Here is a 22903-nt window from a genome sequence, read left to right on the forward strand (position 1 = left end):
GGGATATGCGTGCTCGCCAGACGCCCGAAGCCCGTATTGATGCCGTAGGCGGGCTCGCCCTTCGCCGTGATCTCGGCAACGGCGCGTGCGCCCGCATCGATGGCGGCGAAGCTGGCCGGATCGAGCTCGAGCCGCACTGCCTCGCGCGCGATCTGGCGCAGTTGGGGCAGGGTCAGATGGCCGGGAGTCAGTTTGATGTTCATTGCAGCGTCAAAGTTGTCTGGACAAGGTCGAATCAGATTACCGAAGCGATCTTGTCTATACAAGTTCAATCTGCTTCACGTATACCCGAACCCCAACTTTTCGATGCCTGAAGTACGTCAGATTTCGGCGGCAGCACAGTGAAATCCCCAAGTGGTAACACCGATTGCCGGTCTTTTCGACGCATCGATAATTGTATAGACAATTTACCAGGCCGAGCCTCGACATCGATCTCGGCAACGAAGATGCCGACCTCAAGGCGAAGATCGACAAGACGATCGCAGAGGAAGGCCGCACGATGATCGTCGTCACGCACGAAATGGGCGTTTCGCGGCCTCCGCGAGCAAATCGCAGTGAGCGACGCCTGGCAGGCCCAACCAATCGAAAGCCAAACGTCGGCCATCGCTCGCCGTTGAGCCTAAACTACCGGCATGCAGCCCACTCCAGACGAATGCATGCCAGCCAGCGCAGCCCTCCACGTCGATGCGCCTGCGCTCAACAACGCGCATCCGGAGCCGCCCGAGGCCGAACCCCTCCTGGACCCGGCCCTGCTGCGCCGTCTGTTACGCGCGAAAGACCGCATGGACGCCGCCTCTCACGAAGCCTGGCCCGTCAAGCGCCTGGCCGAGGTCAGCGGCATTTCCGAAGCGCATTTCGCGCGCTCCTTCAAGCGCGCCTTCGGCCTCCCGCCGCATCGCTACCTGCTCACGCGACGCATCGAGCAGGCCACCACCCTGCTGCGCGACACCGATCTCGACATCACGGATATCGCCTTCGCCACCGGCTGGGAGAGTCTTGGTACCTTTGGCCGCACGTTTCGCGACGTGACTGGCTCGAGCCCCAGCGCCCTGCGCGTTCGGGCGCGGGCCGACCTGCCCGGGATCGACCGCGTGCCCGCTTGCGTGCTGAAAGCCGCGCAGCGCCCCGACCTCACCACAGCAGTTTTGGAGAAGCGGCGGCGTGCGGGCAACGCTAAAGTGCGGCCCTGAAGTGCGGTCACTAGTCAGGGAGGTGTCATGAATCAGGGTATCAATGTAGTGGGCCTGTACGTCGACGACCAGGACGAAGCGCTCAAGTTCTACGTCGACAAACTCGGATTCCGCGTGCATACCGACGTACGCAATGGTGCGTATCGCTGGCTCACGGTCCAGCACCCGCAGCAGCCATCGTTCCAGCTCGGACTCTTCCTGCCCGGGCCGCCCGTTCACGACGAGGCCACTGCGCAAACGCTGCGCGCCATGGTCGCCAAGGGCGCCATGCCGCCCCTCGTGCTCGCCGTGGCGGACTGCCGCGCGAGCTATGAGCGCCTGAAGGGCCTGGGCGTGGAATTCACCCAGGAGCCGGTCGACCGCTACGGCAGCGTCGACGCGGGTTTCCGCGATCCTGCCGGCAACGGCTGGAAGATGATCCAGGCGCCAAAGCAGTCATAGCGGCTATGCATGCGCGGCTTCAAAGGCGATGGCTTCGGCAGCGTCTTCGATCACCAGAACGCCTCGTCCGCCACGAAGCGGCGGCTGCGCTTCACGGTGGCAATTTGATGACAATTCAATGACTGATCGCGTGCCGGAAATTCATGCACGCACAGGGAGGCGGTCAGGGCGTGGCGTCCCAGCCGTGTGACGCGAGGATCTTGTCGAGCAGAAAACGCAGCGCAACGCGCTCGGCCTCGTTCAGCCCGTGGTAAAGGTCGCTGTCGCGCTTGTCCAGGGTCGGGCCGATCTTCCTGAAAATCTTGCGGCCTTCGGCGGTAAGCGAAATGATGACGCTGCGCCCGTCCTTGTCGTTGCCCGTGCGCGCGAGGATCTCCTTCGAGAGCATGGCTTCGACTGTGCGGCTCGCCTGACTCTTGTCGAGGTTGGCACGCCGCGAGATGTCCATCACGGTCTGCGGACCGAACGTGCCGATCGCGGCGATGATGCTCGCCTCCGGATACGGCACACCCAGCTTGTCGCGCGACATCTCGCTGCTCATGCGGTCGGCGATCTTGGTCAATGCCTTCAGCCGATAGGTCAGCGAGGCGTCTGCGCCTGGCTCATTCGTGCTTGCCATATGCCCACTCGAGAATTGGATCCGGAAACCCGCGAAAGAAACCCGGGTATGTTGCCCTGATCCTGCCCGTGAGGTCAACTGTGGGGCACACACATGCCAGAAGCGGGCGAGTCGGGCGCCGTCCGCTTCAATACGGTGCACGCAGCGTGTGAAGGCGCAATACACGGCGTCGATGGCCATAACTATTTTCATCACTCGCTTTCATCGTGGCCGCTTATACTGCACGCGTTCAACGCGCGAAGATGGCCATGAGCAAACGAATGACTGTCCGGCAATCGCCGGTGCACGGAAAAGGCGTCTATGCGCTGCGCCCCCTGCGGGCCGGCGAGCGCATCTTCGAATACAAAGGCAAGATCATGAGCTGGCGCAGCGCGGCCCGGCGTTATCGTCTGCGTGAAGACGGCGCGCATACGTTTCTCTTCGGCCTTTCCGATGGCCGCGTGATCGACGGCGGCCAGGGCGGCAACTGGGCGCGCTGGCTCAATCATGCATGCCAGGCGAACTGCGAAACCATCGAAATCGACGGCCACGTGTTCATCGACGCGTGCCGCGACATCCTGCCGGGCGAAGAGCTATTCATCGACTACGCGCTCGAACTGCCCGACGACGCCTGCGAAGACAGCCTGCGCGAATACGCCTGCCGCTGCGGTGCGCCGGCGTGCCGCGGAACGATGCTCGCCGGCGCCGCTGTTCGCGCGGACGCCGGCATCAGCAGTGTCGTCAGCGTTGGCAGCCTGCTTTAGGCTGCATCTGCACAAGGACAAGGCTGTTCGCGCCGTCGTTCGTGTCGAAGCCGCCCGCTTCGTTCGAGAAGGCGTAGCGCACGCCGAACTTCGCGCTGCCGTAGTTCGCGCTCGCGTACTTGACCGCGTTGTTCGCGCGAAACGAGTTGTTGAGGTCGTCGTTGTCATACCGGCGGGCCTCAAAGATTGTTGCCGCCCGGACGACGCGAAACAATTGCTTCGTACCGCATTGTGAGCGCTCAAAAGCGCCGCCATCTCTAAGCACTTAGCAATCCGACGCAGTCCACCACGAACAATGTTTTGGAGAAACCTGCCTGGCGAGCGATCGCTGTTGCAGCGGAACAACTTGCAGTGGAAACGAATTGGTTTGTTACCCGTATTTCCACAAGGCACAAAGCCAAATCGCAGCTCAATTGCTACGAATTTATGAAATATTTCTTTTGTGTTCAGCAGTATTTTTTTCAGGCCGAACTGGCTTCTGTCCCGGACCCGACTATAGACTGAGGCCGCGTCTCCCTCTCATGCCATCGAGTCCACCTTATGAAGAAGATCTCCATTGCCGTCGCCGTTTGCGCAGCATCTGCTGCGTCCGCTGCAAACGCACAGAGCTCGGTTACCCTCTACGGTCTGATCGACGCCGGCATCGCATATACGAACAACGTTCAGAACGGTGCCCCCGGCCACGGTAGCGCGCGCGTCGCACTCGCAAGCGGCAATATCAGCGGCAGCCGCTTCGGCCTGCGCGGCAGCGAGGACCTGGGCGGCGGCCTGCATGCTATCTTCGTGCTCGAAAACGGTTTCAACGTCAACAACGGCACGCTCGGCCAGGGTGGCCGCATGTTCGGCCGTCAAGCATTTGTCGGCGTGAGTGGCGATCAGTACGGCACCTTGACGATGGGTCGTCAGTATGACTCGATGGTCGACTTCGTCTCGCCGCTGTCCGGCACGGCAGGCACGTTCGGCGACGCGGGCTTCGCGCACGTGTACGACAACGACAACCTTCAACATACTGTGCGTTTCAGCAACTCGGTGAAGTTCGCCAGCATCGACTACGCCGGCTTCAAGTTCGGCGGCATGTACGCGTTCAGCAACAGCACGAGTTTCGCCGTCGACCGTGCATACAGCGCCGGTGCGAGCTACAACAACGGCCCGCTGCGCTTCGCAGCGGCCTACCTCCAGATCAACGGCTCGGCGGCGGCGAGTAGCCCCGCAGGAACAGCAAATCAGAACGTTGCGGCTGACCCCAGCGAGTTCAAGTCGACCGCGGGCGGCGGCAACTTGACGGCGGATGTGCAGCGAACGGTCGGTGCAGGGGTCGGCTATACGTTCGGCCCGGCGGCGGTCAACTTCGTCTACACGCACAGCCAGTATCAGAACACGTCGGCCTTCGGCCTGAACCCGGCGAGCGGTTCAACTCACTTCGACAACTATGAACTGAACGTCAAGTACGCACTGACGCCGGCGCTGTCTCTCGGCCTCATGGATACTTTCACGGACGGTCATCTGAACGGTGTGAGCAAGTCGAACGTCAGCTCCGATCCGAAGTGGAATCAGGTCAACGCGATTGCGCGCTACTCGCTGTCGAAGCGCACGGAAGTGTACGGTGAAGCGATGTACCAGCGCGCAATCGGTCACAACAACGTCGCAGCGTTGTATAACGCCGGCGGTTTCTCGGCGACGGGCAATCAGGTGATGGCCGCCGTCGGCATGCTGACCCGCTTCTAAGGGACGTTGAGTGGCGCCGTGACGCTACCCCGCCTGCGCGACGCGGAAACTCGCCACTTGCCGCTCCAGTTCGCGGGACTGCTGTTCGAGCGCTTGCGCGGCTGCGCTCGCCTCTTCGACGAGCGCAGCGTTCTGCTGCGTGATTGCATCCATGAGATTGATTGCGACATCGACCTGCTCGATGCCTGCACGCTGCTCCCCGGCGCAGGACACGATGTCGCCCATCATGGCCGCGAAACGCGCCGCCGCATGAGAGATACGTCCCATCGACTGCTCGGCCTCGACGACCATCGTCGTGCCGTCCGACGCCGCGCGCACTGCATCATTGACCAGATCGGCGATTTCCTTCGCCGCCGCCGTCACATGGTGCGCCAGCGAACGCACCTCCGTGGCAACCACGGCGAAGCCGCGCCCATGCATGCCTGCGCGCGCCGCTTCGACCGCCGCGTTCAGCGCAAGGATGTTGGTTTGAAAAGCAATGCCTTCGATGATGCCTGTGATGTCCGCAATTCTGTGCGCGCTCGATTCGATGTGCTCCATCGAGCCGCTCACCCGCGCAATCGCCCTGCTGCCATCGCCCGCCGCCTTCGCCGCTTCATCGGCAATCACATGGGCCTCCTGGGCTCGTGCCGCGTTCTGGCGGACCGTCTCCGTCAGTTCCGTCATGCTCGCGGCAGTTTGCTCGAGCGAGGCCGCCTGCTCCTCCGTGCGCGACGACAGATCGAGCGTGCCTGCCGCTATCTCACGGGTCGCGGTACCAATCGATTGGCTGCTCGACCGCACAGCGGTAACAGTCTGCGCGAGCCGTCTCTGCATGTCGCGCAGCCCGTCGAGCAGGAGACCCATTTCGTCGGCGCGATGGCTTGCAAACGTACGCTGCAAGTCGCCTGCCGCAATTGCCTCGAAGTGTGTCAGTGCCTCGTTGAGCGGCATCATGATCGCTCGGCGCAAGGCTACCCAGCTGAAGACCGCAGCGGCAATGCCGAATAGAGTCATTGTCACCGACACCGTGAAAAACAGGCGAAAATAGCGTTCAGCGGCGTCGTAGCTACGTTCCGCGTTCGCGTAGAGGGTTCGCTTCAACGCGTCGTTCGCTTCGCTCATCGCGTTGAAGAGCGGGCTCAGTTGCACCGTGCCGATACGTTGTGCGCCGTCGCGGTCGCCGGCTTTCAGTGCATCGATGAAGGCATTCATCGCCTCACGCATCGGCGCGCGCCGCTGGGTCGCAGCCTCGATCAACGGCGCTTCGCCGGGTTCATGGGGTTCGTCGACGAATGCACGCCATTCTTCGTCCGATTGTCTGAAGAATTCACTCGCATGCGAGATCTGCTCCCGCGCGTGCGGCCCGTCGGGCTGTGCCATCGCACCGCCGAGGACGAGACGTGTACGTCCGATCAACAGTTCCGCGTTGCCGATGTGCACGGCGGCCGTCAGCTTGTTTTGGTAAGTGTCCTGATTCGCGCGATTCGCGCGCCAGGCGCCGGCGAGACCAAGCGCCCCAATGCCGGTCATGATTGCTGCAAGCAGCACGATCGTGAGCGCGAGCCGTGCCTGAAGCGACATCGCCTTCGCGCGGACAGTACGCAGACCGGTATACGGCTTAAAGCTCTCGCCTACGGAATCGGGAAAGTCAGCAGCGAAATGAGGCGTCATGGCGCAACTCGTAATCGTGGTCGGGAATCAGGCAATCGCGTCGCTTACAGCCACGGCGAACCTTCGAGATGTCCGGATTCGAACGCGCGAATCGCGTCAGCCAGTTCAAGCGTCGCCCCGGTCTCATCGAGCCCTGCAAGCAGCAGCGCCTTGAGCGCAGGCGCAATCTCGAAGCTCCAGCGCTCGCCATCGGGCGCGGTTACGGTTTGCGCGCCCAGATCGACGCGTAGCCGATAACCGGGCGTCGCGTCCACCGCGCTCATCAACCGGCCGATCGACGCCGCTTCGAGCCGCACCGGCAAAATGCCGTTCTTGCAGCAGTTGTTGAAAAAAATGTCTGCGAAACTCTCGGCCACGAGCACCCGAAAACCGTACTGATGCAGCGCCCAAGGTGCGTGTTCGCGCGAACTGCCGCAGCCGAAATTGCGGCGCGCAAGCAGCACCGAGGCGCCCGCATAACGCGGCATATTCAGCACGAACGAGTCTTTCGGTACCCGTTCATCGACGGGCTTGCCGTAGTAGCCGGGATCCTCGTAGCGCCATTCGTCGAACAGGTACGGCCCGAAACCCGTGCGCGCAATCGATTTCATGAACTGCCTGGGGATGATCGCGTCAGTGTCCACATTGTCGCGATCGAGCGGCACGACAAGGCCCGCGTGAGAGACGAAGGGCTCCATCATTGACCTCCCGTTACCTTCACGATCTTTCTGACGTCGACAAAGCGACCCGCAAGCGCGGCAGCGGCCGCCATCGCCGGACTCACAAGATGTGAGCGTCCGCCCGCGCCCTGGCGCCCTTCGAAATTGCGATTCGACGTGGAGGCGACACGCTCGCCGGGTTCCAGCCGGTCGGCGTTCATCGCAAGGCACATCGAACAACCCGGCTCGCGCCATTCGAAGCCTGCGTCGATGAATACCTCATGAAGTCCCAGCGCTTGCGCCTCGCGTTTGACCTGTTGCGAACCCGGCACCGCGAGCGCGAGTCGCACGTTCGGTGCAATACGACCGCCCGCCGTGCGGAGAACGTCGGCGGCCGCGCGGAGGTCTTCGAGACGCCCGTTCGTACACGAGCCAATGAACACCTTATCGATTGCAATCGCCTCGATCGGCGTGAGTGCCTGCAGGTCCATGTACTCGAGTGCACGCTTGTACGACGCGCGCCGTCCCGCATCCTCCATGTCCGTCGGATCGGGCACACGTCCGTGAATCGCCGTGACCATCTCGGGCGATGTACCCCATGTCACCTGCGGCGCGAGCGCCGAGACGTCGAGGCTGTGCTCGGTGTCGAAGCGCGCGTCGTCGTCCGAGCGCAGGTTGCGCCAGACGCAAGCCGCGCGGTCCCAGGCCTCACCACGGGGCGCTCGCTCGCGTGTGCGGCAATAGTCGAGCGTGGTATCGTCCACGGCAATCAGACCGGCCCGTGCGCCCGCTTCGATCGACATATTGCAGAGCGTCATGCGTCCTTCCATCGACAACGCCCGTACCACGGGACCCGCGAATTCGATCGCGTAGCCAGTCGCGCCAGCGGTTCCAAGCATGCCGATCACGGCAAGCGCGAGGTCTTTTGCCGAACAACCCACAGGCAGTACACCGTTCAACGTCACGCGCATCGTGCGGCTGCGCCGCGTGACAAGCGTTTGCGTGGCTAGCACGTGCTCGATTTCCGAAGTCCCGATGCCGAACGCGAGCGCCCCGAGCGCGCCATGCGTGCTGGTATGCGAGTCGCCGCAGACGATCGTCATGCCCGGCAACGTGGCGCCAAGCTCCGGCGCGACGACGTGTACGATGCCTTGACGCACGTCCTCCATGCCATAGTGGGCGATGTCGTTGCGCTGACAATTCTCGCGCAGCGCATCCACCTGAATACGGGAAATGGAGTCGACGATACCGAGGTCGCGCGCCGTCGTCGGCACGTTGTGGTCGGCCACCGCGAGGTTCGCGCGCGGACGCCACACGGGCCGCCGCTCGTGCCGCAGCGATTCAAACGCCTGCGGACTCGTCACCTCGTTCAGCAGATGACGGTCGATGTAGAGCAACGTCGTACCGTCCGCGTCCGTGCGCACCGCGTGCGAATCGAAGATCTTTTCGTAGAGGGTTTTGCTCATTGGACTGGCGGTTATGTATCTTAGGATGTCGAATTATCCAGCGCCGTGTGACTTCGATTCGACATCGGCGCCACACTTCCCGTCGCGAACGCAACGGGAAGCTACAAGGAAGAACGATTACGAGTCGTGAAGCAGCGAACGCTGCATCTGTTCGGCGGTCCCTTCGGGTGCCACGACAGGCGCCGCTTGTTCGCTGAACCGTGCGCGATAGAGTAGCGCAAGGACCGTCGAGAACACAGCAGCAACCAGAAACAACAGGGAAGCCAGGTAAAAAAGCTCCGTGATCGGCAGGTGCATCGAGAGCAGAACGCCGCCGATCACCGGCCCCGAAACAGAACCGATTTTGCCCACCGATATCGCGCTCCCCACGCCCGCCGAACGGAACGAGGTGGGATAGATCATGCCCGCGACCGCATACAGCCCGTATTGGGCGCCGACCACGCAAAAGCCGGTGGCGAACACGGCGAGCATCAGCCAGCCTTGCGACGAACCGTGGCCCAGCAGCGCCACGACCGGGAAGCCGATGACCGGCAGTGAAATGATGGCGAGCACGCCGTGCTTGTCGACAAAGCGGCACAAAATCAGGCCTCCGATCACGCCGCCCACCGAGAACATCATCGTGATGAGCCCCGCGCCGCGCGGATCGATGCCCATGCCTTCCATCAGGATCGGCAGCCAGTTCTGCAGGAAGTAAAGCGCCATCGAGTTGGCGATGAATACGATCCACAGCAGCGGCGTAATGACCGCAAGACCATCGGAAAAGATCAGCTTCAGTACGAAGCGCTGTTTCTCGCGCACTTCGCCTGCCACGAAATGCGCGTCAGCGGGAATGTCCAACTCGGGACGCAGACGCGCCATCAGGCGGCGCAACATCTGCGGATTGCGCTGACGAATCACGAGCAGCTTCGCCGATTCGGGCAATGTGAAGATCAATAGCAGCGCGACGAGCAGCGACCCGCCGCCGCCCACGGCGAACATCACCGGCCAACCGAAGCGATGAATCAGCGCCGACGAAACCAGGCCGCCCGATCCCGCGCCAATCGAAAAACCGGAGAACATCAGCGTGACCCACGTCGCGCGAAGGCGTTTGGGCGCATATTCGGCAACGAGAGCAACCGAGTTCGGCACCACGCCGCCCATGCCGATGCCAGCAAGAAATCGCAGCAGCATCAGTTCCTGCAGCGACGTCGCCCACACCGAGGCATACGTCAGCAGACCGAAGAACAAACTGCCGATGATGATCGCCTTCTTGCGGCCGAGACGGTCGCCGAGATAGCCGAAAATGAACGAACCGATCAGCGTGCCGAACAGCCCCGCGCCGAATACGGTGCCAAAGCCACTGCGCGCGACGTGCCAGTCCTTGATGATGGCCGGCGCCGCGAACGAAACGGCCGTTTGATCGTAGCCGTCCATCAGCATGATCAGGAAACACCAGAACAGCAGGCCGACGGCGAAGCGTCCCGTTTTCTGCTCTTCTACCAGTGTCGCGATGTTGAAAGTCCGGTCTGCTTGCATGTGTGTCCCATTTACCTCACGTGGACGAGCGCGCCGTCAGGCGCGCCCGCTCGCGCTGTTGCATTATTCCTCATGGCGGCGCCACGGCCGGAGCCACAATATAAGTGGCGGTCCCGTGCGGCTCAATCAAAAATTCGCGATGAAGAGATCGAAATATGTGAATAATCCGCTTTGCGCTCGCTATATTACGTTCTCATTTCATCGCACGATCGCACCTCCGACTCATCAGAACATATGATTGATACCGATGCGCGCAACAGTCTGGCTGCCCGTCGTCGAGGGCTGATAGCCGAACTGCGCGGCGCGCGCGCCGGGGCCCGAGGCGCGTTGCAGGCCGACACCCGCATACACCTGCGTGCTCTTCGAGAGATAGTCAGTCGCGAACAGGTTGTACTGATTGATGACGAGGCCCTGAAACAGCGAGTGGTCCCATGAAAGACCAAGAATGTATGCGCCGTTGCCGGTCAGGTCGGTGTTTACGCCGACTTGATAATTGTTCAGCGTCGCAGCGCCTTTGCTGTTCTCGAGCTTCACGCCTGAATATGTGACGTGAGGCGTAAACCTGCCGATCGCAAGCGAACCGCCTGCGGCGAGTGTGCTGTAACGGCTCGCGTTGAACATCGTGCCCTGTTTCAACCGCTGGCCGAGCAGCGAAGGCAGGCTGAAGGTGCCGAAGATGTCTGCCGTACGGTTGTGAGACATCGTGTACGCCACGCCGAGCATCACCGGTCCGTTCAGGTACTGGGCGCCGAAGCTGTACTGGCGCCCCGCGCTGAAATCGCCCGGCTGGTTGCCGAACGCGTTCATGACGCCGGCCTGGAAGCCGTGGAAGTCGATCGTCTCGTACTTCACGGCGTTGTTCAGCGCGTGTGTATTCGCGAGGCCGTCCAGGTTGCCCGGCGTATAGAAGGACGAGATGCCCGGTACCGAGTTGTTCAGTCGGCCCACGTACTGATAGACAAAGTCGTTGATGTTGCCCAAGCTCAGCGAGCCCCAGCGGTCGTTCGAAAGGCCCACATAGGCGTCGCGATTGAAGAAGCTGGTCGGGTTGATCTGCGCACCCGTGTTGGTCAGAAACCCGGATTCGAGCCGCGCAAACGCCGTGTTGCCTCCGCCCAGGTCCTCCTTGATCAACAGCCCCCAGCGATCCGGCGTCCGCTTGCCGGACGATACCTGAAACAGCTGCTTGCCCTGCGAGTTGGACACGAAGTCCACGCCGACGTCGATGCTGCCATACAGGGTCACTGACGACTGCGCCCAGACTGGGCCAGCCAGGATCGCGGCGCAACCGCCGACGAGCAAACAAGTTCTCAACACGTGTCTCCAATGTTTTTATCGTTCGCCGGTCACCCATCAGCGCCGGCGCCGTGCATCGCGCAGTCCCTTCTGGCCGCTCCTTGACGCGCCCTTCTTTGATGCCGGACAAAGTTTAGCGACTTCAATTCACGTTTTGAATCGCGAATTGTTTATCAACCAATAGAACATTTCGAATACTCAGCCAGGGTATTTACCCACCAGGTCTAAAAAACTTCATAAGGCAGCCGAAATAATTAATCAACGTGCTACCATCCGCGATACTCAGAGCCAGTTACCGTTTAAACGGAGAGCACGAATGCATTTCAGCGCAGTACCGCCCCGTCGCATGATCGTGGGCATCAGCGGCGCCTCGGGTGTCGTCTATGGTGTCCGACTGCTGCAGTTGCTCAGGCAGCTCGACATCGAGTCGCATCTGGTCATGAGCCGCTCCGCGCAGGTCACGCTCGCGCACGAATCGCAATTCAGCGTCGCCGACGTGCGTGCACTCGCCACCGTGACCTATCCGAACACGGACATCGGCGCGGCCATTTCAAGCGGATCGTTCCCCGTTATGGGCATGATCGTCGCGCCCTGTTCGATCCGCACGCTCTCGGAAATCGCCACGGGTGTGACGAGCGGCCTGCTCTCGCGCGCAGCCGACGTCACGCTCAAGGAGCGCCGTCGACTCGTGCTGATGGTGCGTGAAACTCCGCTGCATCTCGGTCACCTGCGCAGCATGACCAGCGTGACGGAAGCCGGCGCGATCGTCTACCCGCCCGTGCCGGCATTCTACGCGAACCCGGAATCGCTCGACGAGATGGTCGATCACACGCTCGGCCGGGTGCTCGATCTCTTTGGCATCGAGACCCCGGTCGTGCATCGCTGGGGCATGTGAGATTTATCCGCGCATTAACAAAATTCACTGATAAGACGTTCGAATTCTTTTGCTTCTTTAGCCGTTGACGTTCATTTAAAGTGGTTCCGTTCTAAAACAGAACCCCATTTAAAAGATTTATCGATAAATTGATAAATCTTCTCGATAAGAGAAGCGTCATTACCGAAGAGGTCGAATGAAGATCGTCATTGCAGGGGCCGGAATCGGCGGCCTGACGGCGGGAGCCGCGTTGTTGCGAAAAGGCTTCGACGTCACCATCCTTGAACAGGCCAAAGCATTGGGGGAGATCGGCGCGGGCGTGCAGTTGAGCCCGAACGCCACGCGAGTGCTCTATCAGATTGGCGTTGGCGAACGCCTCGAAGGCTTGGCATGCGAGCCGCCCGGCAAGCGGGTGCGCCTCTGGAACAGCGGTCAGACCTGGCCGCTCTTCGATCTCGGCGCAGCCTCGCGCGAAGTATATGGGTTCCCGTATCTGACCGTACACCGCGCCGATCTCCACGAAGCCCTCGTCGATGCGGTGCGCGCGTTTCGCGCCGATGCCATCAAACTCGATCATAAGGTCGAGTCGATCGTGCAGAAGGACAGTAAGGTCGAAGTGCAGACCGTCTCGGGCGCGACGTTCGAGGCTGACCTGCTGATTGGCGCGGATGGCGTGCATTCCCGCGTGCGCCGCGCGCTGTTCGGCGCGGACGAGCCCGTCTATTCGGGCGTGATGGCCTGGCGTGGCGTGATCGACGCTGCGAAACTGCCTGAGCATCTACGAACGCCGTACGGCACCAATTGGGTCGGACCCGGCGCGCACGTCATCCACTATCCGCTGCGCGGCAACAAGCTGATCAACTTCGTGGGCGCGGTCGAGCGCGACGGTTGGCAGGTCGAGTCCTGGTCGGAGCGCGGCACCCTCGAAGAATGTCTCGCCGACTTCGCGGGCTGGCACGAGGACGTGCGCACCATGATCTCCGCGATCGACGTGCCGTACAAATGGGCGCTCATGATCCGCGAGCCGATGACGCGCTGGAGTTCCGGCAACGCGACGCTGCTCGGCGACGCCTGCCATCCCACCCTGCCCTTCCTCGCACAAGGCGCGGGCATGGCGCTCGAAGACGGCTATCTGATCGCGCGCTGCCTCGGGCGTTACCAGGACGACCTGCCGCGCGCGCTGGACCGCTACGAATCGCTACGCCTCGAACGGACCTCGCGCATCGTGCGCGGCTCGGCTGCCAATACGCAACGCTTCCACAATCCCGCGCTCGCGCACGCCGAAGGTGCCGCCGAGTACGTGGATCGCGAGTGGAGCGAGGAGCGCGTGAAGGAACGCTACAACTGGCTGTTCGAATACGACGTCGACACCGTCGAAGTCTAAAGCGCGCACCCCAACACTTCCCGCGCATCAAGGAGACATAGTATGTCCGAATCCCTGCCGCCGGTGCTTGGCCTGCATCACTTCGCATGGCGTTGCCGCAATGCCGAGGAAACGCGCCACTTCTACGAGGACATTCTCGGCCTGCCGCTGGTTCATCTGATCCGGCTCGACCGCGTGCCGAGCACAGGCGAGTACTGCCCGTATGTACACCTGTTCTTCGAAATGGCCGACGGCTCGAACATCGCGTTCTTCGACCTGGGCGACGACACGGCCGCCGAGCCGTCGCCGAACACCCCGCCGTGGGTCAATCACATCGCGCTGCGCCTTGCCACGCTCGATGAACTGGAAACGATGAAGCGGCGCCTCGTCGATCACGGTATCGAAGTGCTCGGCGTGACCGACCATCACTTCGTGCGCTCGATCTACTTCTTCGACCCCAACGGCTTCCGGCTCGAACTGACGGTTCCCGTCGCGCCGGCGGAAACGCTCGAAACGTACAGGAAGCAGGCACGTCCCGCACTCGAAGCGTGGACTCAAGAACGCGTGAAAGCCGTACCGGAGGCGCCCGCCGCATGAACCTGCTTAACCCTACACACGACCCGGCACGCCGCAGCTGGATCGAATCGGCGAACCGGCCCGAGACGGACTTCCCGATCCAGAACCTGCCGTTCGGCACTTTCGAGCGCGATGGCGTCATACGCACAGGCGTCGCGATTGGCGAACACGCCGTGGACTTACGGGAGCTGCTCGACAGTGGCCTGCTCACGCCGGTCAGCGATGCGGCGTTCGCGTGCGAAGCGGCCGATGGCGGGCTCCATCGTCTGATGTCGATGCCGCCGCGCTATGCAAGCGCATTGCGCGCCGCGCTCTCCGACCTGCTCAAGAGCGACGCGCCGCAACGCGCACGCATGCAGCAACATGCCGACGATCTGCTGCCGCGCATCGACACGCTTGAGCTGCGCCTGCCCTGCGAGGTCGGCGACTACACCGACTTCCTGACCTCGCTGCATCACACGGAACGCCACGGCCGTTACAAGGGTCTCGCCGATCCGCTGCCGCCCGCGTTCAAGTCGTTGCCGATCGCCTATCACGGCCGCGCTTCGTCGCTGCGCGTGAGTGGCGGCGAGGTTCGCCGACCGCACGGCCAGTATCGCGATGCGAACGGCGAGATCGTGTTCGGCCCGGCGCCCGCGCTCGATTTCGAGCTGGAACTAGCGGCCTGGATCGGCGAAGGCAACTCGCTCACGCAACCGATTGCTGTCGACGATGCTTGCGCACATATCTTTGGTTACTCGCTGCTCAATGACTGGTCCGCGAAAAGTATTCAGTGGTTCGAACAGGTCCTCGGGCCGTTCCTCGGCAAGAGCTTTCATTCGAGCTTGTCGCCGTGGATCGTAACCTCGGAAGCGCTCGCGCCGTTCCGCAAGGCGCCCGTTGCGCGCGCGGAGAATGATCCGCCGCTCATGGCCCATCTGCATGGTGTGCGTGATCAACAGGAAGGCGGGCTCCATCTGGAGCTGTACGCGCATCTGTCAACGCAAAAACTGCGCGACAGCGGCGCAATCGCTACGCGAATCACGCATACGCATCTGGACAATCTGTACTGGACATTCGCACAGATGGTCGCGCATCACACGAGCAACGGCTGCAATCTGCGAACGGGCGATTTGCTTGGCAGCGGCACGATTTCCGGCGCGGATGATGCCGCACGCGCCTGCATCACGGAACTGACGAATGCAGGCCGCGATCCGTTGCGCTTGCCCAACGGCGAAACGCGCACCGCGCTCGAGGACGGCGACGAAATCGTGCTGACCGCTCGTGCCACCAAGGCGGGCGCCGTCTCGATCGGCTTCGGCGAATGTCGTGGCCGCGTCGCGCCGGCGCTCGCGTTTGCAACGCACGAATCGGAGAAGGCAGCATGACGCAATCGCTAAACGGTTACGTCCAGGTCGGTCACGGTCCGCGCAAAGTCCTTGCGATGAACGGCTGGTTCGGCAGCGCGGACGACTGGCAAGCGCTCGTGCCCGCGCTCGACACCGATACTTTTACCTACGTCTTCTTCGACTATCGCGGCTATGGCCGCTCACGCGACCGGGACGGGGCATTCACGTTTGAAGAAGCGGCGACTGACGTGCTCGCGCTTGCCGACCACCTTGGCTGGGACACCTTCAGCCTCATCGGGCATTCGATGGGTGGCGTCGCGATCCAGCGCGTGCTGCTCGCCGCGCCCAAGCGTATCGAGCGCATGGCCGGCGTGTGCGCCGTGCCCGCGTGCGGCTCGCGCATGGACGAGACACGTCTCGCTGCGTTTCGCGCCACGGTCGACGACGTCGAGCGGCGTGCCGCGATCATCGCCTTTTCGACCGGCAATCGCCTGACGCCGCGTTGGAGCATGCACATCGCGCACGAATCGCAGCGTCTCGCGCGCGCCGACGCGTTCGCAGGTTATCTGCCGAACTGGGCGGCCAACGATTTTTCCGCGCAGATCGAAGGCAACGCCACACCGGTGAAGCTCTTCATCGGAGAACACGATCCGACCATCACGGCGGATCTCATGAGCCGCACCTGGCTCGCCTGGTACCCGAATTCGACGCTGCAAACGCTCGCGAACGCGGGGCATTACCCGATGTACGAGGTGCCGGTCGCGCTCGCGACCGCGCTGGAAAACTGGCTGAAAGAAGCCTGACGAACGCCATGCGCGCCGAGGCCCGGCGCGTACGGAGCAGGAGACGACATGTACGAAACCACCTACCTTCGGGCACTATCGCTCGAAGACGCGCTCGCATGGCTGCGCGAGCATGAGGACGCCCGCCCGCTCTCGGGCGGCATGACACTCATCCCCACGCTCAAGCAGCGGCTCGCCGCGCCTTCGCATCTGATCGACCTCACGCGCATCGAGGCAATGCGCGGTGTGAGCGTCGAAGGTGGCGTGCTGCGCGTCGGCGCGCTCACCCGGCACGCGGAGGTCGCGGCTTCGCCAGTGGTCGCTGCGGCAATTCCCGCGCTCGCGCAACTCGCGAACGTGATTGCCGATCCGCAGGTGCGCAATCGCGGGACCATGGGCGGCTCGGTCGCGAACAACGATCCCGCCGCCGACTACCCGAGCGCGGTGCTCGCACTCAACGCGCAAGTCATCACTTCGCAACGGCGCATCGCCGCCGATGACTATTTCGTCGACACATTCGAAACGGCGCTCGAACCGGACGAGCTCGTTATCGGCTTCGACTATCCGATCCCGCTGCGCGCGGCCTATGCCAAGTTCCGCCAGCCCGCTTCGGGTTATGCCGTGGTCGGCGTGTTCGTCGCGCAATTCGCCGATGCGATTCGTGTGGCCGTCACGGGCGCGGGCGCCTCGGTCTTCCGCTGGTTCGATGCGGAAATCGCACTCGCTGCCGATCTGTCCGAAGCCGCACTCGCCCCTCTGAAGATGGATGCCGACGCGCTGCCCGACGACGACAACGGCTCATCCGCCTACCGCGCCCACTTGATCGAAACCTACACGCGCCGCGCAGTGCACGCGCTGCTGGCGCAGCCGCTGCGCCAGACTGCTTAACCCAGTTTCAACCGTTTTCAGGAGACACACGAATGGAGTTCACCGGATCGCAGACTATCGCCGCCACGCGTGAGCAGGTATGGGAAGGCTTGAATGATCCAGCGGTGCTGCAGGCATGCGTACCGGGCTGCGAGGAATTCATTGGCGAAAGCGACGAAGCGTACAAAGCCGTGGTGGTTGCCAAGGTCGGCCCCGTAAAGGCGCGTTTCAAGGGCACGCTCGTGATTTCGGATCGCGACGGCCCGAATGGCTACAAGATCCTGGGCCAGGGCGAAGGCGGCATCGCCGGCTTCGGCAAGATGAACGCGAAGGTCACGCTCACCGAGGCCGAGGAAGGCGGCACGCTTCTCACGTATGTTGCGGACGCGCAGGTGGGCGGCAAACTCGCTCAAATCGGTTCGCGCCTTGTCACCTCGGTCGCGAACAAGCTCGCGGCGGAGTTCTTCACGCGCTTTAACGCGGCGATGAGCACCCCGGCGAACGCCGACGCTGTCGCTTCGAAGTAAGCGCGCGTGGATGACGATCGAACCAGCAACGATAGGTGAATCATGGCTGAAGTCCAATTGCGGGTGAACGGCGTCGACGTGCAGCGCGTCGTGCCCGACCACACCCTGCTCGTCGAATTCTTGCGCGAAACGCTGCGCCTCACCGGAACTCACGTCGGCTGCGACACAAGCCAGTGCGGCGCATGCACGGTTCATCTCGACGGCGTATCGGTGAAGTCATGCACGGTGCTGGCCGCTCAGGCGAGCGGCGGCGCGGTTACGACAATCGAGGGACTGCGTGAAAACGAAGACGCACCGCTCCATCCGGTGCAGAACGCCTTCGTGCAATGCCACGGCTTGCAGTGCGGATTTTGTACGCCTGGCATGATCATGTCGGTGGGCTTCCATCTTCGCGACACGCCAAAGCTCGACGACGCGAGCATCTGCCACGCGCTCGAAGGCAACATCTGCCGTTGCACGGGCTACGTGAATATCATCGAGGCGGTGCGCCACGCTGCCCATGAGATGTATCCGGCGCTCGCCCAGCGCGCAACGGAGGAGGTCAAGCCATGATCGGCCAACCGCTTCCGCGCCTCGAAGATCGGCGCTTCGTGACCGGCAACGGTCAATATACCGACGACCTGCAAGTCGAAGGCCAGCTCTACGCGGCCTTTTTGCGCTCGCCGCACGCACACGCCGCGCTGCTCTCGGTCGACGTTGCGGCCGCGCGCGAGGCGCCCGGCGTCATAGCAGTGCTCGTGGGGCAGGATTATCTCGACGACGGTTATCAAGGCGTCGATCACGTGCCCAACCCTGTCGATGCCGTCGACGCCACCAGGAAGGCGTTCCTCACGTCGCTCACCGGCGAGATCTTCAATCAGCTGCATATTCCGCTGCCTATCGACCGCGTGCGCTACGTGGGCGAGCCCATTGCCATGGTGATCGCGGAAACGCCGCTCGCCGCGCGCAATGCGAGTGAGATGATTGAAGTCGACTACGACGTGCTCGACGCCGTAGTCAACGCCGCCGACGCCATGCAGGAAGGCGCGCCGCAACTGTGGGACGGCGCCGCGCACAACCTCTGCTTCCAGACGCAGATCGGCGAGCGCAACGCAGCGCGCAGCATCGTCGCCGAGGCCCCGCTCGTGCTCACACGCGAGTTTCATCACAGCCGCGTCGTGAACTGCCAGATGGAGCCGCGCAGCGCGATCGGAACTTACGACGATACGACCGGCGTCTATACGCTGATTTCGGGCAGCCAGGGCGCGGTGCGCCAGAAGCTGTGCCTCGCCGCTGCGCTCAAGGTGCCGCCCTCGCAAGTGCGTGTGGTGTGTCCCGACACGGGTGGCGGTTTCGGCCCGCGTTCGTTCATCTATGTCGAGCAGCTCGCCGTCGTCTGGGCCGCGCGCCGCCTCGGCCGCGCCGTCAAATGGACGAGCGACCGCAGCGAAGCGTTCCTGTCCGACTATCAGGGCCGCGACCAGATCATCCGTGCTACGTTCGGCTTCTCGAAGGACGGCCGCATTCTGGCCATCGACAACGAATGGATCGGCAACGTCGGCGCCCATACCGTGTCGTACGTGCCGATGTCGAACGGCACGCGCATCATGACGACCGTCTACGACGTGCCCGTCGCCGCCGTTCACATCAGCGCGGTGCTGACGAACACCGTGCCGACCGCGCCGTATCGCGGTGCGGGGCGCCCGGAGGCGCACCACGTGATGGAGCGGATGCTCGACCTCGCGGCGGCCGAACTCGGTCTCGACCGCGCGGAAATTCGCCGCCGCAACATCGTCGCGCACGAGAAGCTGCCGTACCGCAGCCCGATGGGCCTGACGTACGACAGCGGAGCATTCGCTCGCAACATGGCGCGCGCACTCGAACTCGCCGAGTGGGACAGCTTTGAGGAACGCCGCGCCGCCGCGCGTGCGAACGGCAAGCTGCGCGGGATTGGCGTGGCGAACTACATCGAGTCGCCGGTCGGCGCGCCGCGCGAGCGCATCGAGCTAACGGTGCTGCCTGAAGGCCGCGTCGATATCGTGTCCGGCACACAGTCCACCGGCCAGGGCCATGAAACGACGTTTGCGCAGGTCATCGCCCAGCATCTCGGTGTGACGATTGCCTCGATCACACTGCGTACAGGCGACACCGCGTTCGTCAGCGTGGGCGGCGGCAGCCATTCGGACCGGTCGATGCGTCTCGGAGGCATGTTGCTCGTCGATACCGCCGCCCAGATCGTCGCGACCGGCAAGCAGGTTGCGGCCTCGCTGTTCGACGTGTCGCCGCAGCGCGTCACGTTCGCCGGCGGCGAGTTCGCAGACACAGGCTCGGAGCGTCGCATCGGACTGTTCGACGTCGCCGCGCACATCGCGCGCGATGGCCTGCCTGGCGACCCGACGCAGCGCAAGCTGTACGCCGAGGCCGAGGTCAACACACGCGTGCCCGCCCACCCGACTGGCGCTGCGATATGCGAACTCGAAGTCGATCCGGACACCGGCGTGGTCACGCTCGTCAACTACACGTCCGTTGACGACGTCGGCCAGCCGATCAATCCGCTGATCGTCGAAGGCCAGGTGCACGGCGGTCTCGCGCAGGGCATTGGCCAGGCGCTCTCGGAAACCTGTTATCTCGACCGCGAGACGGGGCAGGTGCTGACCGGTTCTTACATGGATTACGGCATGCCGCGCGCCGGCGTGATTCCCGCACTCAACCTCGAACTCACGGAAGACCCCACCCACGGCAATCCGCTACGCGTGAAAGGCGGCGGCGAGAGCGGCATCACGCCGGCCACGGCGACGATCTTCAACGCACTCGCCGACGCCCTCAAGGCATTCGGCACCGACGAGCTTGCGATGCCTGCCACGCCGAAGGTGGTGTGGGAATACATCCACCGCGACGCGGCTTGACCGATTGCACTCACACGCCTGTACGAAGGAGACAAGTATGCCCAGCCCTCATGTTGCGGTCGAACGCAACGGCCCGCTCGTCGACATCGAGCTCAATCGTCCCGAGAACGGCAACCTGATCGACGCCGCAATGAGCGAATCGATCATCGACACCGTCACCACGCTCGATGATGACGTCAAGCTCGTGCGCATCCTCTCGAGCGGCCCCGACTTCTGCAAGGGCCGCCAGTCGCCGATGCCGCCGAAGGACGCGAAGCCGTCGGCAGAAACCCTGCGCCGCGTCGTCACGGCGCCGCCGCTCGCGCTCTACGACGCGCTCAAGGCCGTGCGTGTGCCGGTGGTGTCGGTCGTGCGCGGAGAGGCACTCGGGGTAGGCTGCGCGCTCGCCGGCGTCTGTGACATCGCGCTCGCATCGGACGACGCTGTGTTCCAGATCCACGAAATGGAACGCGACATTCCACCGACGCTCGTGATGTCCGCGCTCATCGGCCGCGTGCCCGTGAAGACCGTCGCGCATATGGTGCTGAGCCGCCAGAAGCTTTCGGCAACCGAGGCGTTGCATGCGGGGCTCGTCAGCCGCGTCGTGCCCGCTGCAAGCCTCAACGCCGAAGCGGACGCGCTCGCGGATACGCTGCTTGGCTGCAGCGCGGTCACGCTGCGCGCGGTCAAGCAGTTCCTGCATCTCGCGCCCGAAATGCCGGCGAGCGGCGCGAGCGGCTTCGCTGCGCATCTTGCGGCCACGGCGCTGTCCGCACGCTTCTGACTTCGCCTCTCGCGTCGTTTCCAGCATGACAAACACTGCGCAGTTCCAATGCGCGAGGAACCCAGATTGAGACCCAAGACCGCCATTCCCTCCACCGCTGAAGGCGCGAGCGCGCCCGACCTCGAACGCTTCCGCCTGCGCCGCTTCCTCGAATCGCTCGACGAAACCGAACTTGAACGCCACGAAGAAAGTGTCGAACTGGCTGACGTCGCCGCGCTCATGGAAGGCAACCCGCGCGCCGTATGGTTTGCCCGTCCGTCCGGCGGCGCGATCTCGCTCGCGGGCAGCGTCGCAGCGAGCCGCTCGCGGCTTGCTCTCGCGTTCGGCACGACGCCGCAGAGCCTGCTCGATACCGTGCGCGAACGGTTGCGCGTGAAGGGTAAGCTCGTGGAAGTGAGCCGTGAGGAAGCACCCGTGCAGCAAGTCGTGCTGACCGGCGACGCGTGCGACTTCACCGCCCTGCCCGTGCATCTCCAGCACGATCTGGACGGTGCGCCGTATATCTCCGCGTCTATCGACTTCGCCGTCGATCCCGACACGGGCTGGACTAACGTCGGCATTCGCCGCCTGATGCTGCGCGGCCGTCGCACGGCCGGCATCGATCTAGTCGCGCCTTCGGACCTGCGCGCCATTGCAATCGGTCATGCCAAACGAGGCGAGCGCACGCCGATCGCCTTCGCTGTCGGCACGCATCCGGTCGACCACGTCGGCGCCACCATGCGCATTCCCGCCGATGAGCTGGAGCTGGTCGCGTCGCTGCGCGGCGAAGCGATGGGCGTAGTCAAGTGCATAACGAACGACCTGCTCGTCCCTGCCGACGCCGAATTCATCCTCGAAGGCTATCTCGACGAGCGCGGCCACGCCGAACCCGAAGGCCCATACGGAGAGTTTCTCGGCTACTACGGCGGCGTGAAAACCAATCCGCTATTCCATCTGACGGCGATCACCCACCGGCGCGACGCCGTGTTCCAGACCTGCACGATCGGCGGCCGCTCGATGGCGTGCACCGACACCGCGCAGCTCGCCGCGCTGCGCACCGAAGTGACGGTGTGGCGCGCGCTGGAAACGGCTGTGCGCGAGGTGAAGGCCGTCTATGCGAACCCGGCGACGGGCGGCATGTTCAATGTGCGTATCGCCATGCAGCAGCGCGTGCCGGGCGAGGCGCGCAACGCCATTGCGGCCGTATTCGCCTCGCTCGCGAACGTCAAGCACGTTTTCGTCGTCGATCCCGACATCGACGTCTTCTCCGACGAGCAGATGGACTGGGCGCTCGCCACGCGCTTTCAGGCGGACCGCGACCTCGTGCTTCAGGACAGCCTGCGCGCGATGCCGCTGGACCCGTCGCTGCTTGGCGCGGCGAAAACGGCGAAGGCCGGTTTCGATCTCACGCTGCCCCTGCTGTCGCCCGGCGCCGAGCGCGATCTCGAGCATCGCGTGCCGACGCCGCCCGTCTATCGCGGCGCGCGTTTCGACTCGCTCGAAGCGGCCCTGGAACACGGGCCGAAGCGCTTCTCGGAGCTGATGGCCGCGACCGGCACGCGCGACGGCCGCGATGTGGTGCGCTGGCTCGAAGACGTCGCGCAACGCCGCACGCTGGCACGTGACGAAGAAGGCCGTTACGCATTCGCGTGAGGCCTCCTTTGCGCGCGACT

23 protein-coding genes and 1 pseudogene are annotated in these 22903 nt (G+C 63.4%); 15 read left to right on the forward strand and 9 right to left on the reverse strand.

The window, feature by feature from the left end; genetic code table 11:
• Together C7411_RS35550 and C7411_RS37235 are read right to left on the reverse strand one after the other, a co-directional pair.
• Positions 1-203 (reverse strand): aromatic amino acid lyase (locus C7411_RS35550; protein ID WP_165822968.1); only part of this gene is annotated, 203 nt, incomplete at its 3' end.
• 65 nt (positions 204-268) lie between these two features.
• Complete coding sequence (locus tag C7411_RS37235) at positions 269-517, reverse strand: hypothetical protein (RefSeq protein ID WP_133253756.1); 249 nt, start codon at positions 515-517, stop codon at positions 269-271.
• 139 nt (positions 518-656) lie between these two features.
• Here C7411_RS37235 and C7411_RS35555 point away from each other — a divergent pair, with 139 nt between their 5' ends.
• Together C7411_RS35555 and C7411_RS35560 are read left to right on the forward strand one after the other, a co-directional pair.
• Positions 657-1190 (forward strand): helix-turn-helix transcriptional regulator, encoded by a 534-nt coding sequence (locus C7411_RS35555; RefSeq protein ID WP_110388816.1) that lies wholly within the window; start codon positions 657-659, stop codon positions 1188-1190.
• Positions 1191-1217: 27 nt separating this feature from the next.
• The gene (locus C7411_RS35560) at positions 1218-1631 is read left to right on the forward strand and encodes a VOC family protein (RefSeq protein ID WP_110388817.1); all 414 of its coding nucleotides are present in this window, start codon (positions 1218-1220) and stop codon (positions 1629-1631) included.
• Positions 1632-1794: 163 nt separating this feature from the next.
• On the opposite strand, the gene C7411_RS35565 is transcribed toward C7411_RS35560, so the two are convergent.
• On the reverse strand, positions 1795-2250 hold the full coding sequence (locus C7411_RS35565; RefSeq protein ID WP_042272583.1) for a MarR family winged helix-turn-helix transcriptional regulator: 456 nt from the start codon (positions 2248-2250) through the stop codon (positions 1795-1797).
• A gap of 260 nt (positions 2251-2510) precedes the next feature.
• Here C7411_RS35565 and C7411_RS35570 point away from each other — a divergent pair, with 260 nt between their 5' ends.
• Entirely contained in the window at positions 2511-2993 is a 483-nt protein-coding gene (locus C7411_RS35570) for an SET domain-containing protein (protein WP_243413460.1), read from the forward strand.
• Between the two features lie 37 nt (positions 2994-3030).
• Here the strand turns inward: C7411_RS35570 and C7411_RS35575 are convergent.
• Positions 3031-3171: pseudogene (locus tag C7411_RS35575) on the reverse strand (porin); the annotation flags it as partial.
• 362 nt (positions 3172-3533) lie between these two features.
• On the opposite strand from C7411_RS35575, the gene C7411_RS35580 reads away from it, so the two are divergent.
• Positions 3534-4718, forward strand: coding sequence for a porin (locus tag C7411_RS35580; protein WP_110388818.1), 1185 nt, complete (start codon positions 3534-3536; stop codon positions 4716-4718).
• A gap of 24 nt (positions 4719-4742) precedes the next feature.
• On the opposite strand, the gene C7411_RS35585 is transcribed toward C7411_RS35580, so the two are convergent.
• From C7411_RS35585 to C7411_RS35605, 5 genes are all read right to left on the reverse strand, one after another.
• On the reverse strand, positions 4743-6371 hold the full coding sequence (locus tag C7411_RS35585) for a methyl-accepting chemotaxis protein (protein WP_110388819.1): 1629 nt from the start codon (positions 6369-6371) through the stop codon (positions 4743-4745).
• Between the two features lie 44 nt (positions 6372-6415).
• The gene (gene leuD, locus C7411_RS35590) at positions 6416-7048 is read right to left on the reverse strand and encodes a 3-isopropylmalate dehydratase small subunit (protein WP_110388820.1); all 633 of its coding nucleotides are present in this window, start codon (positions 7046-7048) and stop codon (positions 6416-6418) included.
• Positions 7048-8475 (reverse strand): 3-isopropylmalate dehydratase large subunit, encoded by a 1428-nt coding sequence (gene leuC, locus C7411_RS35595; RefSeq protein WP_110388821.1) that lies wholly within the window; start codon positions 8473-8475, stop codon positions 7048-7050. Before leuC ends, leuD begins: the two co-directional genes overlap by 1 nt.
• Positions 8476-8592: 117 nt before the next feature.
• Positions 8593-9990, reverse strand: a complete 1398-nt coding sequence (locus C7411_RS35600) for an MFS transporter (RefSeq protein ID WP_110388822.1) — start codon at positions 9988-9990, stop codon at positions 8593-8595.
• Between the two features lie 225 nt (positions 9991-10215).
• Positions 10216-11307 carry a porin gene (locus C7411_RS35605; RefSeq protein ID WP_110388823.1) on the reverse strand — a complete coding sequence of 364 codons (1092 nt, stop codon included), beginning with the start codon at positions 11305-11307 and terminating at the stop codon, positions 10216-10218.
• 295 nt (positions 11308-11602) lie between these two features.
• Between C7411_RS35605 and C7411_RS35610 the strand changes: the two genes are divergently transcribed.
• The 11 genes from C7411_RS35610 (at position 11603) to C7411_RS35660 (ending at position 22883) form a co-directional block, all read left to right on the forward strand.
• The gene (locus C7411_RS35610) at positions 11603-12181 is read left to right on the forward strand and encodes a UbiX family flavin prenyltransferase (protein WP_110388824.1); all 579 of its coding nucleotides are present in this window, start codon (positions 11603-11605) and stop codon (positions 12179-12181) included.
• 175 nt (positions 12182-12356) lie between these two features.
• Complete coding sequence (locus C7411_RS35615) at positions 12357-13544, forward strand: FAD-dependent monooxygenase (protein ID WP_110388825.1); 1188 nt, start codon at positions 12357-12359, stop codon at positions 13542-13544.
• Between the two features lie 42 nt (positions 13545-13586).
• Entirely contained in the window at positions 13587-14120 is a 534-nt protein-coding gene (locus C7411_RS35620; protein WP_110388826.1) for a VOC family protein, read from the forward strand.
• Positions 14117-15466 carry a fumarylacetoacetase gene (fahA, locus tag C7411_RS35625; protein WP_110388827.1) on the forward strand — a complete coding sequence of 450 codons (1350 nt, stop codon included), beginning with the start codon at positions 14117-14119 and terminating at the stop codon, positions 15464-15466. Before C7411_RS35620 ends, fahA begins: the two co-directional genes overlap by 4 nt.
• Positions 15463-16230, forward strand: coding sequence for an alpha/beta fold hydrolase (locus C7411_RS35630; RefSeq protein WP_110388828.1), 768 nt, complete (start codon positions 15463-15465; stop codon positions 16228-16230). Before fahA ends, C7411_RS35630 begins: the two co-directional genes overlap by 4 nt.
• Before the next feature lie 48 nt (positions 16231-16278).
• On the forward strand, positions 16279-17097 hold the full coding sequence (locus tag C7411_RS35635; RefSeq protein WP_110388829.1) for an FAD binding domain-containing protein: 819 nt from the start codon (positions 16279-16281) through the stop codon (positions 17095-17097).
• Between the two features lie 32 nt (positions 17098-17129).
• The gene (locus tag C7411_RS35640) at positions 17130-17603 is read left to right on the forward strand and encodes an SRPBCC family protein (protein WP_110388830.1); all 474 of its coding nucleotides are present in this window, start codon (positions 17130-17132) and stop codon (positions 17601-17603) included.
• Positions 17604-17645: 42 nt separating this feature from the next.
• On the forward strand, positions 17646-18155 hold the full coding sequence (locus C7411_RS35645) for a (2Fe-2S)-binding protein (protein WP_110388831.1): 510 nt from the start codon (positions 17646-17648) through the stop codon (positions 18153-18155).
• The gene (locus C7411_RS35650; RefSeq protein WP_110388832.1) at positions 18152-20488 is read left to right on the forward strand and encodes a xanthine dehydrogenase family protein molybdopterin-binding subunit; all 2337 of its coding nucleotides are present in this window, start codon (positions 18152-18154) and stop codon (positions 20486-20488) included. Before C7411_RS35645 ends, C7411_RS35650 begins: the two co-directional genes overlap by 4 nt.
• Positions 20489-20525: 37 nt before the next feature.
• Positions 20526-21251 (forward strand): enoyl-CoA hydratase/isomerase family protein, encoded by a 726-nt coding sequence (locus tag C7411_RS35655; RefSeq protein ID WP_110388833.1) that lies wholly within the window; start codon positions 20526-20528, stop codon positions 21249-21251.
• Between the two features lie 66 nt (positions 21252-21317).
• A complete protein-coding gene (locus tag C7411_RS35660; protein ID WP_110388834.1) occupies positions 21318-22883 on the forward strand; it encodes a UbiD family decarboxylase in 1566 nt (521 codons plus the stop codon).
• Positions 22884-22903: the final 20 nt, after the last annotated feature.

Origin of the sequence: Paraburkholderia silvatlantica (assembly GCF_003096715.1) — a bacterium.
GTDB lineage: Bacteria > Pseudomonadota > Gammaproteobacteria > Burkholderiales > Burkholderiaceae > Paraburkholderia > Paraburkholderia silvatlantica.